Raw genomic sequence first — 19,719 nt, 5'->3', positions numbered from 1 at the left:
CCGCGCGTTTTTAACGGAAAATCCCATGACCCAGACCCGCTTTGATGTTCTCACCATCGGCAATGCGATCGTCGACATCATCGCCCCGGTCGAGCCCGGCTTCATCGAGCGCGAAGGCATGACCAAAGGCATCATGCACCTGATCGACACCGATCGGGCCGAAGACCTCTATTCGAAGATGCCGTTGAGCCGGCAACAGATTTCCGGCGGTTCGGCCGCCAATACGGCCGCTGGCGTCGCCTCCCTCGGCGGCCGCGCCGCCTTCGTTGGCAAGGTCGCCGACGACACTCTGGGGGATGTGTTCGAAACCGATTTGTCCGAGACAGGCGTCCACTATTCCACCGCGCGCCTCAAGAACGGCGCCCTGACCGCCCGCTGCATGATCTTCGTGTCCGAAGATGGCGAGCGCACCATGAACACCTATCTCGGCGCCTGCCATCAGCTCACCGAGGCTGATATCAAGGAAGACGAGATCGGCGGCGCTGCCGTCACCTATATGGAAGGCTTTCTCTGGGATCCGGTCGAAGCCAAGAAGGCCTTCGTGCTCGCCGCGCACTATGCCCACAAGAATGAGCGCGCTGCCGCCTTCACCCTCTCGGACCCGTTTTGCGTCGATCGCTTCCGCCCCGAATTCCTCGATCTCATCCGCTCGAAGACCGTCGACTATGTCTTTGCCAATGTGCATGAGCTGAAGTCGCTCTACGAAACCGACGATCTCGGCGAAGCCGTGCGCGCCATCGCCCAGGATGCCGAACTGGCCGCCATCACCATGGGTGCCGAAGGCGCCATGGCCATCCACAATGGCGAAGTGATTTCCGTCCCGGCCTTCCCGGTCGACAAGGTGGTTGATGCCACGGGCGCCGGTGATCTCTTCGCAGCCGGCTTCCTCCTTGGCGTCGCGCGCGGTCAGACCATCGAGTCTGCCCTCAAGACCGGCTGTCTCGCCGCCTCAGAAGTGATTTCTCACATCGGCGCCCGCCCCCAGCTCGACCTCGCCGACCTCACCCGCCAGCACGGCCTGGCCGGCTAGGTTTTACGGGGGTGGAAGAACCCCCTCCTAGCCTCCCCCTGAGAAGGGGGAGGGATATATCGAATGTGCGGTGCGGTCAGTGAGCCACAGATCCTTCCCCTCCCCCTACCCAGGGGGAGGCCGGGTGGGGGTCAAAACACCCCACCCCCAAAACTACCCCAAAATATCCTTGCTCATGATGCGCTGCACACCGGCTTCTTCCATGTCGGCCCAGGCCTTTTCCAGCGAGCCATTGGTGTCGATGGCGCGCGTTGCGTCCTCGATGACGGTGACATCAAAGCCGCCCGCTGCGCCGTCGAGGGCCGACCACGCGACGCAGAAATCGGTGGCCAGCCCGACGATAAAGAGGCGCCCGGCCTCGCGTTCGCCAAAATAGCCCGCCAGCCCGGTGAGGGTCTTGCGGTCGGCTTCCTGGAAGCTTGAATAGCTGTCGATGCCGCGGTGATAGCCCTTGCGGATAACGAGGGTTGCATGGGGAATGTCGAGATCGGCAGACAGCTCGGCCCCGCGGGTGTTCCACACGCAATGGTCCGGCCAGAGCACCTGGGTGCCATAGTCGAGCTCAATGGTATCAAAGGGCTTTTTGCCGGCGTGCTGGCTGGCGAAGGACACATGGTTTGCCGGGTGCCAGTCTTGGGTCAGCACCACATTGGTGAACTGCTTGGCCAGCGTATTGATCAACGGCACGATCTCGTCACCACCTGCGACAGCAAGGCTGCCGCCGGGGAGGAAGTCATATTGCACATCGGTGACGATGAGCACGTCCTGGGGGCCGATGGAGAGGGTCATGGGGCAGCATCCTTGGGCTCAAAGAGTTCAGCACGAATCATCCCGCGCACGGAATTACCCAGCCAGATATCGTCGGCGGCATGAAGATCGGCAAGGGTCAGAACTGCTTCCTCGGCCTTGCCGGTGGCAATCAGCTCAGCCCGCAACGTGCCCGGCAACAATCCGGAGCTCAGCGCCGGCGTGAGAAGCTTTCCATCTTTTCCAATGAAGACATTGGTGATCGAGCCTTCGGCCAGCTCATCCCGCTCATTGAGAAACAACACCTCATCCACCGGCAGCGTTTTTTGCGCCTCCTGGCGGGGACGGTCGTAGAAATCCCGGTTGGTCGTCTTGTGCGCCAGCCAGATCGAGCTGGAATCCAGTCTTTCCGGGGCGATGGCAAATCTGAACACATCCGGATTGGCCGGCAGTGGCACCGCGGTGAGATCGGGTCCCGCTTCGCCCAGCGTCAGGCGCACGCGCATCGGCCCCGTCCATTCCCCCGTTGCGCTCTGCACCATTGCTGCAAGCGCCGCGCGATCGAACGGGAGATCAAAATAGGCGGCCGAATCAGCCATGCGGTCGAGATGCCGCTCGAGGAGCCAGAAACCGTCTTCCGGCGTCCATTTCAGCGTTTCGATCAGGGTGACGGCCTCGGCCGGCTGGGACAGGAATTTCAATTTGAGCAGCGCTTCCTCATATTCGGCCTCGGCCGAGCTATCGGCGACGATACCGCCACCAATGCCGATTTCGCCGCGTCCCTGTTCGTCGATCACCGCGGTCCGGATCGCGACATTGAAGGCAAAATCGCCGTTCGGGGCAATATAGCCGATCGAACCGGTATAGACCCCGCGCGGCTCCGCTTCGAGCGCGTGGATGATCTCCATCGCCCGCAATTTCGGCGCCCCGGTGATCGAGCCGCAGGGGAAAAGATTTTCGAGCATTTCCACGAGGCCTAAGTCGCGCCGCTTCCGCGCCTCGATCCCCGACACCATGGTGTGAAGGCTGCGATAGGTTTCGACGGTGAAAAGGTCTGTCACCTTCACCGAGCCCATTTCGGCGATCCGCCCGAGGTCATTGCGCAGGAGATCGACGATCATCAGGTTTTCGGCGCGGTTCTTTTCATCGGCGGCGAGGGCTGCGCGCCCCGAAATATCCTCGGCAATCGTCCGCCCGCGCTTCAGCGTCCCCTTCATAGGCCGCGCCCTGAGGAGATGGCCGGTCCCTGACACAAACAGCTCCGGCGAGCGCGACAGGATTTTATGTGCGCCGGTGTCGATATAGGCGCCATAGGCGACCTTCTGGCTCGCCGCGAGCCTCCGGTAGAGCCCCAAGGCATCGCCGATAAGATCGAACCGCGCCTTGAGCGTCAGATTGACTTGATAGATATCCCCCGAAGCGATCAGGGCTTTTGCAGCCTCAAAGGCGCGGGAATAGGCCTCAAAATCGAGCGTCGGCGCAAGATTGTCTGCCCCACCGGCCGCGCCGCTGGCGAGCACCGCCGACACCGCCTGCGTCGTGAGCGCCTGCGGGGCGTCATAGAGCCCGAACCAGAGGAGCGGCATGTTCGAAGGTGGCGGCAGCAGTTTTTCGAGCCGCTCCTCGAACACCATCCCTAGTTCATAGGCGCAGTAACCGGCGGCCCACAGCCCCTCCCGCCCGGCCTCGGCGATCCGCTTGAGCGCGCTGCGCGCAGTTGTCGCACCATGGGCGACGACGATCTCGCGCGGGGCTGTGAACAGCAGGTTCTGCCCGTGCTGCGTCAGATTGTCGTGGAGGAGCACGCTGTGAGGGGTCAACATGGCGTCTATTTAGCCGGATTTACCGTGACGGAAAGGGCTTCATCGAGCCTCTTGGCTAGAAAATTGCGGCATGGCAGAAAGCCTCGATCCGGCGCATGTGCGTCGGCACGAGGGTATATTTCCATGACAAACAAACTGCTGGGCGCTGTTGCCGCCCTGACGCTTTTTGCCGCCGTTTCGCCGGCCATTGCGCAGGATGTCGAATTCACGCTGATCAATAACAGCTCGCATACACTGACCTATCTCTATGTTGCGCCAAGCAACACCGAGGATTGGGGCGATGACCTCCTGGGCGAGAAGGGCATTCTCGAAGCCGGCTACGAAGCCAGTGTTTTCATTGGCGATGGTTCGGATCAGTGCCTTTATGACCTGCGCTTCGAGACCGCCGAAGGCGCCGAGCTCGACGTCTATGAAGTCGATATCTGCTCGCTCGGCAGCTACACGCTGACCGACTGATTTGCACAGGCGCTGCCTTTGTCGGGCAGCGCCACCCCTTTGAAGGGGAAATCTGCTGCGACACGCGCTTGAAGCCCCAGTCGCACCCCCCTATATACGCCCCAGGCCCGGCGACGGGCGATTTTCAAACCTACGAGGGACCCGACCCCCTTAGGACACGAGGCTGCTTTCGTTTGAAAGGGCTTCGCACTGGGTTCGCTGAAAGAGAGGCTATTACAAATGGCAAAAGTTATCGGTATCGACCTGGGCACGACCAATAGCTGCGTTGCCGTCATGGACGGCGCCAACCCCAAGGTCATCGAAAATGCCGAAGGCGCACGGACGACCCCGTCCATGGTTGCCTTCTCCAAGGATGGCGAGCGTCTGATTGGCCAGCCGGCCAAGCGCCAGGCCGTCACCAACCCCGAAAACACGCTGTTCGCTGTCAAGCGCCTGATCGGCCGTCGTTATGACGACAAGGTCGTGGCCAAGGACAAGAACCTCGTGCCCTTCAAGATCGTGTCTGCCGACAATGGCGACGCATGGGTTGAAGCTTCGGGCGACAAGTATTCGCCGAGCCAGGTCTCGGCCATGATCCTGCAGAAGATGAAGGAAACCGCTGAGGCCTATCTCGGCGAGACCGTCACCCAGGCCGTCATCACCGTTCCCGCATACTTCAACGACAGCCAGCGCCAGGCCACCAAGGACGCAGGCAAGATTGCCGGCCTTGAAGTGCTGCGCATCATCAACGAGCCGACTGCTGCCGCGCTCGCCTATGGCCTCGACAAGAAGAATTCCGGCACCATCGCGGTCTATGACCTTGGCGGCGGTACCTTCGACGTGTCCATCCTCGAAATCGGTGATGGCGTCTTCGAGGTGAAGTCCACCAACGGCGACACCTTCCTCGGTGGCGAAGACTTCGACATGCGCCTCGTCGACTACCTCGCCGACGAGTTCAAGAAGGAGCAGGGCATCGACCTGCGCTCCGACAAGCTCGCCCTGCAGCGCCTCAAGGAAGCTGCCGAAAAGGCCAAGATCGAGCTTTCGAGCTCGACCCAGACCGAAATCAACCTGCCGTTCATCACCGCAGACGCTTCGGGTCCAAAGCACCTGACGCTCAAGCTCTCGCGCTCCAAGCTCGAAAGCCTCGTCGATGACCTGATCGCGCGCACCATCGAGCCGTGCAAGCAGGCCATGAAGGACGCTGGCGTTTCGGCCAGCCAGATCGACGAAGTGGTTCTGGTCGGCGGCATGAGCCGCATGCCCAAGGTCCAGGAAGCGGTCAAGCAGCTGTTCGGCAAGGAACCCCACAAGGGCGTGAACCCTGACGAAGTCGTGGCGCTGGGCGCTGCCATCCAGGGCGGCGTTCTCCAGGGCGACGTCAAGGATGTGCTGCTGCTGGACGTGACCCCGCTGTCGCTCGGCATCGAAACGCTGGGCGGTGTCTTCACCCGTCTGATCGACCGTAACACGACGATCCCGACCAAGAAGAGCCAGACCTTCTCGACCGCCGAAGACAATCAGTCGGCTGTGACCATCCGCGTGTTCCAGGGTGAACGCGAAATGGCTGCGGACAACAAGCTGCTCGGCAATTTCGACCTCGCCGGCATCCCGCCCGCACCGCGCGGCGTGCCGCAGATCGAAGTGACGTTCGACATCGACGCCAACGGCATCGTCAACGTCTCGGCCAAGGACAAGGGCACCGGCAAGGAGCAGCAGATCCGCATCCAGGCTTCCGGTGGTCTTTCGGACGCCGACATCGAGAAGATGGTCAAGGAAGCCGAGGCCAATGCCGAAGCCGACAAGAAGAAGCGCGAAGCCGTCGAAGCCAAGAACCAGGGCGAATCGCTGATCCACTCGACTGAAAAGTCGCTCAAGGATTACGGCGACAAGGTCTCTGCCGAGGACAAGACTGCGATCGAAACCGCAATCACCCACCTGCGCGCCGTCATCGATGGCGACGACGGCGAAGTGATCAAGGAAAAGACCGCAGCCCTTGCCGAAGCCTCGATGAAGCTGGGCGAAGCCATGTACAAGGCCAGCCAGGCTGAAGCCGAAGCCAAGGCCAACGGCACCGCCGATGACGAAGATGACGACGTCGTCGACGCCGACTTCGAAGAGGTCAAGGACGAAGACAAGAAGTAATTTTTGTCAGAGTTTTGAATTCTAGAGCCCGGTGGAAACACCGGGCTCTTTTGTTTTTGGTGCCCCCGAAGGCACAGACGCAGCGTGTGCATGATGGTGCCAAAGGAACTGGCCCCACCCTCCCCCTTGAGGGGAGGGCCAGGGAGGGGGTGAGCCACACGCCGCCGATCCACAAATGCCACCGTCCTAACGCCTCCCCTCCCAGGGGTAGCTCGGGTGGGGGTGCCCCCCCGCCCCCCAAAACGTTCCACGTGAATCACTGCTCTTGCGTCAGCAAGATTGCCCCATCTCGCCTCTCTTGCTAAAGCAATCCAACACGGCGCTGCCTCTTGTTGACCCCGGCCCCTTGCGGGTCGCGAGTGCGATTGCCATCTAGGTTGAAATGATGAGCGGGCTTTAGTCAGGGCGCGGTGCTGCGACCGACTGTATCGGAGAAGATTTTTGTCCAAACGCGACTTTTACGAGGTGCTCGGCTGCCAGAAGGGCGCCGACGAGGCAACGCTCAAGAGTGCCTATCGCAAGCTCGCAATGAAGTTCCATCCCGATCGCAATCCCGGCGATGCGGAGGCGGAAGGCAAGTTCAAGGAAATCAGCGAGGCCTATGACACGCTCAAGGACGCGCAGAAGCGCGCGGCCTATGACCGGTTCGGCCATGCCGCCTTCGAGAACGGCGGCCCGCGCGGTGGCGCTGGCTTCGGGCCCGAATTCTCCTCCTCCATGTCCGATATTTTCGAGGACATTTTTGGCGACTTCATGGGCGGTGGCCGGCGCGGCGGCGGCGGCGGTGCCTCAAAACTGCGCGGCTCGGATCTGCGCTATAATCTCGAAATCTCGCTCGAAGAGAGCTTTGAGGGCCGCACGGTCGAAATCGACGTGCCCTCGCTCGTCGGCTGCGACACCTGCGAAGGCACGGGCGCCAAGCCCGGCACCGGCACACACAACTGCCGCCAGTGTAACGGCCACGGCAAGGTCCGCGCCGCCCAGGGCTTTTTCACCATCGAACGCACCTGCCCGGTCTGTCAGGGTCGCGGCGTGATGATGGACCAGCCCTGCACCGATTGTTCCGGCCAGGGCCGTCGCCAGGAAAACCGCAAGCTGTCGGTCGATATTCCAAAGGGCATCGAAGACGGCACCCGCATTCGCCTCGCCAACGAGGGCGAGGCCGGGGTGCGCGGTGGCCCGCCGGGCGATCTCTACATCTTCATTTCCATCAAGCCGCATAGCCTGTTCCAGCGCGACGGCGCCGATCTCTACGCCCGCGTGCCGATCTCCATGACGACGGCGGCGCTCGGCGGCGAGTTCGAAGTGCCGACGCTCGACAATGCCCGGGCCAAGGTCAAGGTGCCGGCTGGCACCCAGCCGGGCCAGCGCGTCCGCCTCAAGGCCAAGGGCATGCCGGTGCTGCGCAGCAAGGACGTCGGCGATCTCTACGTCCAGCTCGACATCGAGACCCCGCAGAACCTCAGCCGCAAGCAGCGGGAACTGCTCGAAGAATTCGCGCGCCTCGAAACCGACGAAACCAGCCCCGCTTCGGGCGGTTTCTTCGACAAACTGAAAAAAATGTTTGAGGCTTAAGGCGGAAGAGAAATTGCTCCAGTGGAGCAATTTCCCGCCCTAAGGCCACGAGAGCTATGCTCGAATGGCGGGCCACGGTAAAAATCGCTCCTATTGAGCGATTTTAGGCCTTAAGGCTATGCTCGAGTGGCACGAACGCCGAGGCTCTTCACGCACTGACGGACCCTCAACCTGATTCACGTGAAACCATGGCTAGTGGCCGCGGGGCTTTCGCCCCGCCCTACCGCAACGGCCGCAGCTTTGCGTCCGTCATCTCGGTAATCAACGCGCCGATTGCCTTCCGCGCCTCGCTCTCGGCGTCCTCGATCTTCGTACCGAGCGGCACCTCGAGCCCCAGCCGCTTGCTCGGATCATCCGACCAGAGAAAGGTCACAAAGCTCTTTTTCGCCTGCAGATCGTGGCCGAGATGGGCGATGATCAGTTCGCTTGCTATGTGCGATCTCCCTTTTCAGCCCAAGCATGATCCCCTATCGCCTCCCTGTCACGCGGCAGGCGGTTCCCCGCTCATATCCATCCAGACATATTCCCACACATGCCCGTCGATATCGGCGATGGCGCGCGAGTACATGAAGCCCATATCCTGGGCAGGACGATACTCGTTTCCGCCTGCCTTGAGGCCGGCTTCGGCAATCTCGTCCACGGCCTCACGGCTGTCGCGCGACAGCGCATAGAGCGCCTGCGTCTGGGCCTTGGGGTCGGGAATGGGCAGCGGCGCAAACTCTTTGAATTTGGCTTCTGTGAGCACCATCACGAATATCGTGTCCGAAATGACGATGCAGGCTGCGGTCTCGTCGGTAAATTGCGGATTATGCGAAAACCCCAGTGCCTTGTAATAGGCCATGGAGGCGGCAAGATCCTTGATCGGCAGGTTCACGAAAATCATCGGGGCTGGCATGTTTGGCTCCTTCGCCACGCGGTTACTTCGCTCTTGAAACGATAAGCCTTGGCCGAAGCTGGTCAACGCTCTTGCATAGACGCTTCGGCCGCGCCACTTTCGACAGCCATTGCTTAAGGAAATTGCATGACGCGCGCTCTTACCCTCTCCGGGTCCATCCGCCAGGGGTCCTATAATCGCCTGCTGCAGCACCATATGGACAAAAAGCTGGCCGCGGCCGGCGTCGAGGTCACCTCGATCGATCTCGGCGATTTTGACATGCCGATCTTCAACGAGGATCTGGAGGCCGACAACACTCCGGAGGCGGCAGTGCGCCTCGCCGAGATGTTCCGCACCCACGAGATCGTCTTCATCGCCTCGCCTGAATATAATGGCGGCGCGAGCCCGCTCATCGTGAACACCATCACTTGGCTCAGCCGGCAGCGGCCAAGCCCCTTCCGTCATGCCGTGTTCGGCATTGGCGGCGTCAGCTCGGGCAAATACGGCACCATCTGGGGCCTCAGCCATCTGCGCGAATCGCTGACCAAAATCGGCACGCTGGTCGTGCCAACCCTCCTCGGCATCGGCCCCGCCAAGGAAGCCTTCAACGAACAGGGCGAGCCGGTTGAACCGGCGATCATCCGCAAGGTCGATCAGATCGTTGAAGAACTCACCCATTTCAGCCGGGGGTAAAGATCATGCGGGCGCTCTATCTGACCCACCCCCAGGTTCAAATGGATCCTCTCATCCCGGTGCCCCTGTGGTCCCTTTCGGATGAGGGGCGCCAACGCGTTGAACATTTTATCGCCCGCCGGACCATTCCGGCGGGCGCTTTTGTGTTCACGAGCCGCGAGACCAAGGCCATGCAGATGGCCGATCTCTTTGCCGAGATCACCGGTACTCCGGCCCTCTCTGATCACCTGATGGGCGAAAACGACCGTACCGCCACCGGTTTTCTGCCGGCCCCTCTCTTTGAAGCCACGGCCGACGCTTTTTTCGCCGCACCCGACACCAGTATCGATGGCTGGGAAACGGCCAGCGACGCGCAGGTCCGCATCGTCGCCACGGTCGGTCTCGCGCTGCAGTCGGTGCCGCCAGATACCCCGGCCATCTTCTGCGGCCACGGCGCCGTCGGCACGCTGCTTAAATGCCATCTCGGCGGGCTGCCGATTTCGCGCGAAGAAGACCAGAGCCGGCGCGGCGCTCAGGGCGGCGGCAATGGCTTTGTCTTCGACATGAAAACCCTCGCCCTCCTCACCGACTGGGTGCCCATGGAGGATATTTTACTCGATTGGTGGAAAGGCTAGACCGACAACTGGTTTCTGTTCTTCCTTCTCCCTTGAGGGAGAAGGTGGCCCGAAGGCCGGATGAGGAGGCCTTAGGTCGAGCGGCTTAAAAGAGGGTGGGGTAAAAATACGACCTAACCGCGCTCCCTACCCCTTCTCCGCCAGCCCAAAAATATCGAGCGCATCATTGAGCGCTGTGGTCAGCTGATCGAGCCGGGCCGGATCGGTCTCGATCTGGCGCAGCCTGTTTGGCCCGGCCAGCGGAACGGCTTTGACCAGCTCCAGCCCCTTTTCAGTGATCGCCACCAACCGGGCCCGCCGGTCGCGTGGATCGGTGCGCACGATGCAGAGCTCGAGCCGGCGCAGTTCGTCGATCGACTGCCCAAGGGTCGCTGCATGCATGTTGAGCCCCTTGCGCAGCGCCGCCAGCGCCATGTGCGGGCGTTCGGCCAGGATATGCAGCACGGCCAGCTGCAGCCCGGTAATGCCGTGTCTGGCCTTGAGCATGGTGTGGAAGGCGGAGATGGACTGGTCGAGCCGCATCCAGGCGACAAGGGTCGAAAGAGCCTGCTGCTGCATGAAAATCCGGGCAAATCAGGAAGGGAATCGGGGGCCTTATGCTGTCATAGCATCGCTCTGGCAAGCTGCTATGGCGCCATAGCAGCCCAAACTCCCCGCAATTTTGCCTTGCTCCCGCCCGGCCGATATGCGACCTCACGCCGATCGCGACAGAAAGGAAACTGCCATGGCCGGCCAGCTGATTGTTGGGCTCGACGTGTCGTCACGCGCACGCGCCGAGGAAATCGTCACCACCTTGGGCGACACGGTAGATTTCTACAAGATCGGCTACCAGTGCTTTTATGGCGCTGACGGCTTTGCCCTGGGCAAGGATCTGATCGCCGCCGGCAAGAAGGTCTTTTTTGACCTAAAACTCCTCGACATCGACAACACGGTCGAAAAGGGCGTTGCCGCCTTTGCCGAAACCGGCGCGGCCATGCTGACCGTCCACGCCTATCCCAAGACCATGCGCGCCGCCGCTCGCGCCGCCGAGGGTTCTAACCTCTGCGTGCTTGGCGTAACCGTCCTCACCTCGATGGACGATGCCGACGTCAAGGAGGCCGGTTACGAGCGCGACGCGGCGGGCCTCGTTGCACTGCGCGCCCAGCAGGCGCGTGAAGCCGGCATTGGCGGCATTGTCGCCTCCTCGCACGAAGCCGAAATGGTCCGCACCATCGTCGGGCCGAAGCTCGCCATCGTCACCCCCGGCATTCGCCCGGCGGGCAGCGCAGCCGGCGACCAGAAGCGCATCATGACCCCCGCCCAGGCCCTCGCCGTGGGCGCCACCCATCTCGTCATCGCCCGCCCTATTGTGGAAGCGCCCGATCCGGCCGAAGCTGCCCGGGCAATCCTGGCCGAAATGGCCGGCTCCGGAACAAGGCTCGCGTAAAAAATGACAAAACTCTCCGCCTGCATCGAAATGCTCTTTACGGCGGAGAGTTCTGATCCCGTCCAGCGCATCCATCTGGCCAGGGCCGAAGGCTTTGAGGCCGTCGAATTCTGGCTCTGGTCCAACAAGGATCTCGACGCCATCGAGCGCGCGCTCGACGAAACCGGCGTGAAACTCGCCGGCATCGTCGCCGAGCCTTTTGCCAAGCTCACCAATCCCAAGACCCACGACGATTTCCTGCGTGGCCTCGAACAGAGCCGCGACGTGGCCGTGCGGCTCGGTGCACCGGTGCTGATCTGCCAATCGGGCAATAACCGCCTGCTCGTCGATCGCCAGCGCCAGCGCGATGCCCTCACCAGCGTCCTCAAACGCGCCGCCGATGTGCTGGAGGGCTCAGGGGTAAAACTGGGGCTTGAGCCGCTCAATGACCGGGTCGATCACCCGCTCTATTTTCTTACGTCCACGAGTGAGGCCCTCGACATCATGGATGCGGTCGACCGTCCAGAGATCGGCATCACCTATGATCTCTACCATTCCATGGTCATGGCCGAGGACCCTATCAGCGTGATCGGCAATCGCGGCCACCACATCGTCCATCTGCACATCGCCGATCGCCCCGGCCGCAACCAGCCGGGCTCGGGCAAGCTCGATTTGCTCACCCCGCTCACCGCGCTGATCGCCCAGGGATATGATGGCTATATCGGCCTCGAATTCCGCCCGACAGCCGATACGAAAACGGCGCTGGTCGAAACCCGCGCCGCTCTTGCGCCTCTTATGGCGCCATAGCATTGAGGATCTGTCGGCGTTTTACGCCGCCAGATCCGCCACCACTGCGTCGAGCACCGGAAAGCCTTTTTCCGTCACCCGGATATTGCCATTGGGCAGGGTCTCGACAAATCCATACCCCTTTAAGGCCTCGATCTGCTTTTCGGCGATCGACCGGCCCGAGATCGACATGAACCGCGACGGGGAAATGCCCTCCTTGAGGCGCAGCCCCATGACGAGGAATTCATCCCCCTGCTCTTCCCAGGTCAGCACATCGTCGGTGGTCATGCCATGGCCGAACTCGTTGACGAGCTTGAGCCACTCGAACGGCATCTTCTCGGTCGCCGTGGCGTGGCGCTGGTGGTTGACCATCAGCCGGCCGTGCGCGCCCGGGCCAATCCCTGCATATTCGCCATAGCGCCAGTAGAGCATGTTGTGCCGGCTTTCCTGGCCGGGCACGGCATGGTTGGAAATCTCGTAGGCGGGCATGCCGGCGGCGGCCGTCAGCTCCTGCGTCATCTCGTAGAAATCGGCCGCCAGATCCTCATCCGGCATCTTGAGCTTGCCGGCGCTATAGAGGTCATAGTAGCGCGTGCCGTGCTCAATGGTCAGCTGATAGAGGCTGAGGTGCCCCCGCGCCAGCCAGATGGCTTCCTTGAGCTCGTCCTCCCAGTCCTCAAGCGTCTGCTTGGGGCGGGCATAGATGATGTCAAAGCTTGAGCGATCAAAGATCGACTGCGCCACGCGCACGGCCGCGATGGCCTCGTCGACACTGTGGCGACGGCCAAGCTCGGCCAGCGGACCCTCGCGCAGCGACTGCACGCCCAGCGACACCCGGTTCACCCCGGCGCTGCGGAAACCGCGGAACCGGTCCACTTCCACCGATGTCGGATTGGCTTCGAGCGTGATCTCGGCGTTGGTGTCGATCTGCCAGGCGCCGGCGATGGCGTCGAGAATGGTCCCGACGGCCTTGGGGCTCATCAGCGAAGGCGTGCCGCCGCCGAAAAAGATCGACTGCACCAGCCGACCCGGCGCCAGCGCGGCCATATGGGCGATCTCGCGCTTGTAACCCTCGACATAGGCGTCCTCGTCGAAGGGGCCGCGATGCACATGGGAATTGAAGTCGCAATATGGGCATTTGGACGCGCAGAACGGCCAATGCACATAGACGCCGAACAGGTCGTTCGGGTTAGCGCTCAATCTGGTTCTCCACGAATTGGGCAAAGGCGCGGGCGCGATGGGACAGACCTTCTTGTCCCGGCGACCAGGAATGCTTCACTTCGGCCGCCATCTCGCCAAAGGTGATCTCGTGCCCGTCGGGCATGAACATCGGGTCATAGCCATGGCCCTGGGTGCCGCGCGGCGGCCAGATCAGCGTGCCCGGGCAGGTGCCGACATAGAGCACGTCGCGACCATCGGGATGGGCAAGGCAGAGCGTAGCGTTGAACGCGGCGCGGCGCTGGGCGGGATCGGTTGCCCCCTTGGCCTGCAATTCGTCTTCCACCCGCTGCATGGCCTTGCCGAAATCGCGCGGCACGCCGGCCCAGTCGGCCGTGTAGACGCCCGGCTGGCCATCGAGCGCATCGACGCTGATTCCCGAATCATCGGAAAGCGCCAGCATATTGGCGCCCTTGGCGGCAGCATGGGCCTTGGTGCGGGCATTTTCGGCAAAAGTCGTGCCGGTTTCTTCCGGCTCGGGCAGGCCCAGTTCGCCAGCGGACACCAGCTCAAGCCCAAACGGCTCGAACAGCTCGCGAAACTCCTTGAGCTTTCCCGCATTATGGGTGGCGATGACCAGCCGGTCGCCGCGGCGCAGGCGGGGGAGAGTGCTCATTTGGCGCTTCCGTTCTTTTCGGCGCCGCACCCGAGATCGAGCGCGCGCACAATGTCATTCCAGATGGCGCAATCGGGCGCGATATCCTGTGTCGTCTCGCCATGGGCCCCGGCGCGCGCCGGCCTGCCCGCCCGCCGGGTCTCGGCGGTGCGGTTGGACAGGGCTGCAATCAGGTCCCGTGGCGTCTTCATGCGTTGAGCGCCGCCTGTTGCAGCAGGCTCAATTCGCCAATGCCCTTGCCGGCAAGGTCCATCAGCGCCTCGAGCTCGGCGCGGTCGAACGGCGCGCCTTCTGCCGTCCCCTGGATTTCGACAAATTTACCCGAGCCGGTCATGACGAAATTGGCGTCGGTCTCGGCTTCCACGTCCTCGAGATAATCAAGGTCGAGCACCGGCGCGCCGCGATAGATCCCGCACGACACCGCCGCAACACTGTCTTTCAGCGCCTGGCCCTTGGTCAGCTTGCGCTCTTCCATCCAGCGGATGGCGTCCACAAGCGCCACATAGGCGCCGGTGATCGAGGCGGTGCGGGTGCCGCCATCGGCCTCCAGCACGTCGCAGTCGAGGGTGATCTGCGCCTCGCCCAGGAGGGTGAGGTCGACAACGGCGCGCAGCGAGCGGCCGATCAGGCGCTGGATTTCTTGGGTGCGGCCGGTCTGCTTGCCGGCCGTGGCCTCGCGGCGGGTGCGGCTACCGGTGGCGCGGGGCAGCATGCCATATTCGGCCGTGACCCAGCCCTGGCCCTTGCCGCGCAGCCAGCCCGGCAGGCTGGTTTCGACCGAAGCGGTGCACAACACCTTTGTGTTACCGAAGCTGATAAGGCATGAGCCTTCAGCTTTCATGGCCACATTGCGCTCTATGGTGACGGCCCGCATCTGGTCGGGGGCGCGCAGGGATGGCCGCATGGGCACCTCAAATTCTCTGGCAAATAGTCCTTAACCGCCTCTTAACCTTCATCGCCGCCCTCCACAAGCGCTCGGCGCTTGGCGTTCGGGCCTTCAGCGCTTAAATAAGAGCGCAAGGTTAAAGCCGAAAATTTTAAGCAAAAAGACCATGAACCGCCCATCCGAGGATTTTCTTAGCGCGCTAAACGCCCGCAGTCAGGATATTTTCCGGCGGCTGGTCGAACGCTATCTCGATACCGGCCTGCCCGTTGGCTCGCGCGATCTCAGCCGTATGCTGCAGGTCGAACTCTCGCCCGCCTCGGTGCGCAATGTGATGGCCGATCTCGAAGATCTTGGCCTCATCGCTGCCCCGCACACTTCCGCCGGCCGCGCCCCGACGCAGCTGGGCCTGCGCTTTTTCGTCGATGCCATGCTCGAAGTGGGTGCCGTCGATGAGACCGAGCGCAGCCAGATCGCCCGTCACATCGAAGGCAATGCCGGTCGTGGACAGGTCGAAGACCTTCTCACCGAGGCCTCGTCGCTGCTGTCCGGCCTCTCCCATGGCGCCGGAGTGGTTATCGCGACCAAGGCGGACATGGTGCTGCGCCACATCGAATTCGTCCGGCTCGACCAAAGCCGGGCCATGGCCGTGCTTGTCGGCGATGATGGTCAGGTCGAAAACCGCATCATGGAACTGCCGCCCGGCTTCACTGCCGCCGCGCTGACCCAGGCGAGCAATTACCTCGCCAATTATGTCGTCGGCCGCACCCTCGCAGAGGCCCAGAAAATTCTTGCCGAACGCCGGCAGGAACAGCGCGCCGAGCTCGACGAATTGACCCAGAAACTGGTCGACGCCGGCATTGCCACTCTGGGCAAGCAGAGCGGCGCCAGCGCCCCCACGATCATTGTTCGCGGACGCGGCAATCTCATCAACGACACCATGGCCAGCGAAGACCTCAGCCGGATGCGTCAGCTCTTCGACGAACTTGAAAGCAAGGATGGCTTGCTCGAGCTCCTCGGCGACGCGGAAAAGGCCCAGGGCGTCCGCATCTTCATCGGCTCGGAGAACAAGCTCTTTTCGCTCTCCGGCTCCTCGGTGATTCTCTCGCCCTATAAGGATGCCAATGACAAGGTGGTGGGCGTGCTCGGCGTCATCGGCCCGACGCGGCTCAATTATGCCCGCATCGTGCCGGTCGTCGACTACACCGCCAATCTGGTCACCCGCCTCATGGCAACAAAGCGCGGCTAATCGGCCGTGCGGGACCCGAACCGCAGTCCCACTATTGAAAAACCTGCCGCCTTGGCCGATATGCGGGGCACAACAGTTTTACAGCGCCCATGGAGATGAGATGAGCGACGAGAACGCCACGACAGGCGAAACGCCGGACATTGAAAATCTCGCCACCGACACCGTTTCGGAGGTCGATCCCGTCGAAGCCCTGCAGTCCGAGAACGCAGAACTGCGCGATCGCCTTCTGCGCTCGGTTGCCGAGATGGAAAATCTGCGCAAGCGCACCGAGCGCGACGTTGCCGATACGCGCACCTATGCCATCGCCGGCTTTGCCCGCGATATGCTCTCGGCCACGGATGCGCTGAGCCGCGCCCTGATGGTCATCCCGGCCGATGAGCGCTCCACCGCTGATGGCACGCTGAAAAGCCTCATTGAAGGCATCGAGCTGGCCGAGCGCGAAACCCAGCGCCTCCTTGCCAAGCATGGCGTCAAGCAGATCGAGGCCGCCGGCCAGAAATTCGATCCGCACAAGCACCAGGCCATGTTCGAAGTGCCGAACACCGAAGTGCCTGAAGGCACGGTTGTTCAGGTTGTCCAGGAAGGCTTTGCCATCGGCGAACGCGTCCTGCGCCCCGCCATGGTCGGCGTCTCCAAGGGCGGCCCCGCCGCTCCCCCGGCCCCCAACGGCGAAAACATCGACAAAAGCGCCTGATCAGGTCGCTCACGACAAACCAAAATCCCCGCCTCGGTGGGGATTTTTTGTTTTAGGCCACCGGCTTCTCGGCCCCATCGTCCCTCCCCTTCTCCAGGGGGAGGCCAGGTGGGGGTCTTCGCGCAAGCTGGAGACTATGGAGTTGCCCGCCCCCACCCTCATTCCCTCCCCACAAGGGGGAGGGAAGCCTGCCCGGTGAGCCATCAGACAACGCGGCCCATTCGACCATCATTCCATCAGTCGTCTCCCTCCCCCTTGTGGGGAGGGATCAAGGGTGGGGGTAAAATCTCAACCGCGCACAACAGCCGATGACACACACCGCGATCGCCCAGCTCCCTTCGCGCGCTTAAATCTTCGCCCCGTCCACGGCCACGACCCCCCCAGCCTGCACCTTGCGGAGCGCCAGTGCATATTCCGCCCGTCCATTGGACAAAAACCGGAACTGCCCATCCCGGCCGTTAAATCCACCCGGCGCGGTCAGCAGCGTCGTGTCATAGGGCGGTGTCGCGAGGGACAGCCGGTTCACATTGGCGAGAATGACCGCCGTATAGGCCAGTGTCGCCAGCTGGTGTGGCCGCCCCCCAAACCGCGCCGCATAATCGCCAGCAATGGCATTATACCCCGCCTCGTCCACCGCCGGATAAATCGCCCCCTGCAATCCCGGCGCGGCAAGAATGGCGGCATCTCCCGCCCAATCGGCTGACCCCACGAGCTGCAACAGATCCCCCGGCATGGCGCCCGCCTGCAATAGGGCTGCTGCAAAGGCCGGCGCGCTGGTCCGCTCGGGCAGGAAGATCGCGTCAATGGCGTTCCGGTCGATCAGCGGCTTGGCCTGTGCCGCAATCTGCGCGGCCTCTCCGGGCGAGGAAAACATATAGACCGCGCTCGGCGAGAACCCCGCCGCAATCGCCTGCTGCCGGAAGGCGGTGGCCAGCGCTTCGCCATAGGGCGTCGCCGGAAAAATCCCCGCCAGGCCGCGGCGCCCATCTGCTTTCAAGTGGCCAATGGCCCGCTTCATCTCCATGTCCGGCAGCACCGAGAGAAGAAACACCCCCTGCCCGGCCACCGACGGATTATTGGCAAAGCCGATCAGTTTTATGCCCGCCGTCCGCGCCACGGTGCCCGCAGCACTCACCTGGTCGGCGCTGACCGGCCCGAGGATAAGCTTTGCCCCGGCCTGCACAGCGGCAGTCGCCGCACTGGTCGCGCCCGCTGCCCCGCTCCCGCTGTCGTGCAGCGTGATGGTGATATTCTCCCCGATATTGGGATTGGCCTCGATGAAGCCGATAGCGAGCTTGGCCGCATTGGCAAGCGAGGTGCCTACCTGCACCAGAGCCGCATCCCCCGAGAGCGGCATCAGCATCGCCACCGGCACCGGTCCCCGCCCGAACACCTCGGTGCGTCCCGAACCCATCGTGCGTTGTTCCGGTTGGGGCTGCACGCTCTGGGTAGGGCCGCTGCCCTGCCCTGCACCAGACCCGCGCTCCGGCCAACCAAGCGTGCGCGATCCCCATTGCAGCGTGCCGGGCGCACAGGCGGTCAGCAGGCCCGAAGCGATCAGGGCAAGGACGCCGCGTCTGGTGTGACGGAAGTGGTGCAAATTCACCTTCAGGGGTTCGAAATGATCACAGTCCGTTAACATTGTCCCCCATTCAGGTTAACCAATGCTAAGCCTCGCCCAACCCCCGGAGCACAGTGACCGACCCCCGTTATTACATCGCCGGCACCGACTTTCCCGCCCCACCGCTGGCGGCCGGGCTTTATGTCGTCTCCACCCCGATCGGCAATCTGCGCGACATCACCGTCCGGGCTCTCGAGACCTTGGCCGCTGCCAGCATCGTGCTCTGCGAAGATACCCGCACCTCGGCGCGCCTGCTCGATCACTACGGTATCAAGGGAAAACGCCAGGCTTTACATGAACATAACGAGCGGGCCCGGGCCGAGGAGATCGTCTCGCGCATCGCCGCCGGCGAAGCCATCGCGCTGATCTCCGATGCCGGAACACCGCTTCTCTCCGATCCCGGCTTCCCGCTGATTCGTGCCCTCGCCGAAGCCGGCCTGCCGGTCTTTCCCATTCCCGGCGCTTCGGCCCTGCTCTCGGCGCTGGTCGTTGCGGGTCTCCCCACCGACGCTTTCGCCTTCCACGGCTTCCTCCCCAACAAGGCCGGCGCCCGCGCTAATGCCTTGGCAAAACTGGCGGATTCACGTGAAACACTCGTGTTCTACGAGTCTCCGCGCCGTCTCGCCGATACGCTCGCCGCCATGGCAGAAGTGTTCGGCGACCGTCAGGCCAGCGTCTCGTTGGAATTGACCAAGCGCTTCGAACGCACGTTCAGGGGCCCCCTCTCCGAACTCGCCGCGCAATTTGCCGAGGACGACACCAAGGGCGAAGCCGTCATCAGCGTTGCCGGTGCCGACGAGCCGGCCGCTCCATCTGCTGAAGACTGGCAAGCAGCCCTCGAAGCCGCAATGGCCGACCAGCCCATGCGCAGCGCGGTGGACGAAATCGCCCAGCGCTACGCGCTCAAGCGCAAGGAGGTCTACGATGCCGCCCTCGCTCTCAAGGCCCGGGAATAAAAGACAAAAAGCCAATCTCTATGGTCAGCGCAGCGAAGCGCTGGCCGCCTTCTTCCTGCAGCTCAAATTCTACCGCATCCGGGATCGCCGCTACAAAACACCCGGCGGCGAGATCGACGTCGTTGCCGAGCGCGGCGGCACCATCGTCTTCGTGGAGGTCAAATCCCGCCTCAAAGCGGCGAGCGAAGCCGAGGCACTTGAAGCCATCAACCAGGCCCGGATCATCCGTGCCGCCGAGCATTGGCTTTCCCGCCATCCGCGCGAGGCGGAAAAGTCCTGCCGGTTCGACGTTATTTTCCTTGCACCTGGCCGCTGGCCGCGCCATCTCATCAATGCATTTGACGCGGGCGCCTGA

22 protein-coding genes are annotated in these 19,719 nt (G+C 62.7%); 12 read left to right on the top strand and 10 right to left on the bottom strand.

The window, feature by feature from the left end; translation table 11 throughout:
- Window positions 1-25 precede the first annotated feature (25 nt).
- Window positions 26-1,030 carry an adenosine kinase gene (locus tag NYQ88_RS00870; protein ID WP_275653109.1) on the top strand — a complete coding sequence of 335 codons (1,005 nt, stop codon included), beginning with the start codon at window positions 26-28 and terminating at the stop codon, window positions 1,028-1,030.
- A gap of 153 nt (window positions 1,031-1,183) precedes the next feature.
- On the opposite strand, the gene NYQ88_RS00865 is transcribed toward NYQ88_RS00870, so the two are convergent.
- Together NYQ88_RS00865 and pabB are read right to left on the bottom strand one after the other, a co-directional pair.
- Window positions 1,184-1,819, bottom strand: coding sequence for a nicotinamidase (locus NYQ88_RS00865; RefSeq protein ID WP_275653108.1), 636 nt, complete (start codon window positions 1,817-1,819; stop codon window positions 1,184-1,186).
- Entirely contained in the window at window positions 1,816-3,600 is a 1,785-nt protein-coding gene (pabB, locus tag NYQ88_RS00860; protein WP_275653107.1) for an aminodeoxychorismate synthase component I, read from the bottom strand. The genes NYQ88_RS00865 and pabB overlap by 4 nt, the downstream gene beginning before the upstream one ends.
- Window positions 3,601-3,723: 123 nt before the next feature.
- Here pabB and NYQ88_RS00855 point away from each other — a divergent pair, with 123 nt between their 5' ends.
- The 3 genes from NYQ88_RS00855 to dnaJ all read left to right on the top strand — a co-directional run bounded on the left by NYQ88_RS00855 (window position 3,724) and on the right by dnaJ (window position 7,755).
- Window positions 3,724-4,056 carry a hypothetical protein gene (locus NYQ88_RS00855; protein ID WP_275653106.1) on the top strand — a complete coding sequence of 111 codons (333 nt, stop codon included), beginning with the start codon at window positions 3,724-3,726 and terminating at the stop codon, window positions 4,054-4,056.
- Window positions 4,057-4,275: 219 nt separating this feature from the next.
- Entirely contained in the window at window positions 4,276-6,180 is a 1,905-nt protein-coding gene (dnaK, locus tag NYQ88_RS00850; protein ID WP_275653104.1) for a molecular chaperone DnaK, read from the top strand.
- 441 nt (window positions 6,181-6,621) lie between these two features.
- Window positions 6,622-7,755, top strand: a complete 1,134-nt coding sequence (dnaJ, locus tag NYQ88_RS00845; protein WP_275653103.1) for a molecular chaperone DnaJ — start codon at window positions 6,622-6,624, stop codon at window positions 7,753-7,755.
- 220 nt (window positions 7,756-7,975) lie between these two features.
- On the opposite strand, the gene NYQ88_RS00840 is transcribed toward dnaJ, so the two are convergent.
- Window positions 7,976-8,128: a hypothetical protein gene (locus NYQ88_RS00840; protein WP_275653102.1), complete on the bottom strand. Its 153-nt coding sequence runs from the start codon at window positions 8,126-8,128 to the stop codon at window positions 7,976-7,978.
- A 108-nt stretch (window positions 8,129-8,236) separates the two neighbouring features.
- Entirely contained in the window at window positions 8,237-8,650 is a 414-nt protein-coding gene (locus NYQ88_RS00835; RefSeq protein WP_275653101.1) for a hypothetical protein, read from the bottom strand.
- A gap of 126 nt (window positions 8,651-8,776) precedes the next feature.
- Here NYQ88_RS00835 and NYQ88_RS00830 point away from each other — a divergent pair, with 126 nt between their 5' ends.
- Window positions 8,777-9,322 carry an NADPH-dependent FMN reductase gene (locus tag NYQ88_RS00830; RefSeq protein WP_275653100.1) on the top strand — a complete coding sequence of 182 codons (546 nt, stop codon included), beginning with the start codon at window positions 8,777-8,779 and terminating at the stop codon, window positions 9,320-9,322.
- 5 nt (window positions 9,323-9,327) lie between these two features.
- Complete coding sequence (locus NYQ88_RS00825) at window positions 9,328-9,936, top strand: histidine phosphatase family protein (protein ID WP_275653099.1); 609 nt, start codon at window positions 9,328-9,330, stop codon at window positions 9,934-9,936.
- A gap of 126 nt (window positions 9,937-10,062) precedes the next feature.
- On the opposite strand, the gene NYQ88_RS00820 is transcribed toward NYQ88_RS00825, so the two are convergent.
- Window positions 10,063-10,494, bottom strand: coding sequence for a winged helix DNA-binding protein (locus NYQ88_RS00820; protein WP_275653098.1), 432 nt, complete (start codon window positions 10,492-10,494; stop codon window positions 10,063-10,065).
- Between the two features lie 166 nt (window positions 10,495-10,660).
- On the opposite strand from NYQ88_RS00820, the gene pyrF reads away from it, so the two are divergent.
- Complete coding sequence (gene pyrF, locus NYQ88_RS00815) at window positions 10,661-11,362, top strand: orotidine-5'-phosphate decarboxylase (RefSeq protein ID WP_275653097.1); 702 nt, start codon at window positions 10,661-10,663, stop codon at window positions 11,360-11,362.
- Window positions 11,363-11,365: 3 nt separating this feature from the next.
- Window positions 11,366-12,148: a TIM barrel protein gene (locus NYQ88_RS00810; protein WP_275653096.1), complete on the top strand. Its 783-nt coding sequence runs from the start codon at window positions 11,366-11,368 to the stop codon at window positions 12,146-12,148.
- Between the two features lie 21 nt (window positions 12,149-12,169).
- Here the strand turns inward: NYQ88_RS00810 and hemW are convergent, their stop codons facing one another.
- Genes hemW through rph form a run of 4 tightly spaced genes read right to left on the bottom strand, consistent with a single transcriptional unit; the run spans window position 12,170 to window position 14,865 of the window.
- Complete coding sequence (gene hemW / locus NYQ88_RS00805) at window positions 12,170-13,327, bottom strand: radical SAM family heme chaperone HemW (RefSeq protein ID WP_275653095.1); 1,158 nt, start codon at window positions 13,325-13,327, stop codon at window positions 12,170-12,172.
- Window positions 13,317-13,961 (bottom strand): non-canonical purine NTP pyrophosphatase, encoded by a 645-nt coding sequence (locus NYQ88_RS00800; RefSeq protein WP_275653094.1) that lies wholly within the window; start codon window positions 13,959-13,961, stop codon window positions 13,317-13,319. The genes hemW and NYQ88_RS00800 overlap by 11 nt, the downstream gene beginning before the upstream one ends.
- Window positions 13,958-14,152 (bottom strand): hypothetical protein, encoded by a 195-nt coding sequence (locus NYQ88_RS00795; protein WP_275653093.1) that lies wholly within the window; start codon window positions 14,150-14,152, stop codon window positions 13,958-13,960. Before NYQ88_RS00795 ends, NYQ88_RS00800 begins: the two co-directional genes overlap by 4 nt.
- Window positions 14,149-14,865, bottom strand: a complete 717-nt coding sequence (gene rph / locus NYQ88_RS00790) for a ribonuclease PH (protein ID WP_275653092.1) — start codon at window positions 14,863-14,865, stop codon at window positions 14,149-14,151. The genes NYQ88_RS00795 and rph overlap by 4 nt, the downstream gene beginning before the upstream one ends.
- Window positions 14,866-15,013: 148 nt before the next feature.
- On the opposite strand from rph, the gene hrcA reads away from it, so the two are divergent.
- Both hrcA and grpE read left to right on the top strand, forming a co-directional pair.
- Window positions 15,014-16,093 (top strand): heat-inducible transcriptional repressor HrcA, encoded by a 1,080-nt coding sequence (gene hrcA / locus NYQ88_RS00785; RefSeq protein WP_275653091.1) that lies wholly within the window; start codon window positions 15,014-15,016, stop codon window positions 16,091-16,093.
- Between the two features lie 100 nt (window positions 16,094-16,193).
- Entirely contained in the window at window positions 16,194-16,787 is a 594-nt protein-coding gene (gene grpE / locus NYQ88_RS00780; protein ID WP_275653090.1) for a nucleotide exchange factor GrpE, read from the top strand.
- A 346-nt stretch (window positions 16,788-17,133) separates the two neighbouring features.
- On the opposite strand, the gene NYQ88_RS00775 is transcribed toward grpE, so the two are convergent.
- Complete coding sequence (locus NYQ88_RS00775) at window positions 17,134-18,387, bottom strand: penicillin-binding protein activator (protein ID WP_275653089.1); 1,254 nt, start codon at window positions 18,385-18,387, stop codon at window positions 17,134-17,136.
- Window positions 18,388-18,482: 95 nt separating this feature from the next.
- Here NYQ88_RS00775 and rsmI point away from each other — a divergent pair, with 95 nt between their 5' ends.
- On the top strand, window positions 18,483-19,364 hold the full coding sequence (rsmI, locus tag NYQ88_RS00770; RefSeq protein WP_275653088.1) for a 16S rRNA (cytidine(1402)-2'-O)-methyltransferase: 882 nt from the start codon (window positions 18,483-18,485) through the stop codon (window positions 19,362-19,364).
- Complete coding sequence (locus NYQ88_RS00765) at window positions 19,333-19,719, top strand: YraN family protein (protein WP_275653087.1); 387 nt, start codon at window positions 19,333-19,335, stop codon at window positions 19,717-19,719. Before rsmI ends, NYQ88_RS00765 begins: the two co-directional genes overlap by 32 nt.

The organism is Devosia sp. SD17-2 (assembly GCF_029201565.1).
Lineage (GTDB): Bacteria > Pseudomonadota > Alphaproteobacteria > Rhizobiales > Devosiaceae > Devosia.
This window is presented reverse-complemented; position numbering and strand designations above follow the sequence as displayed.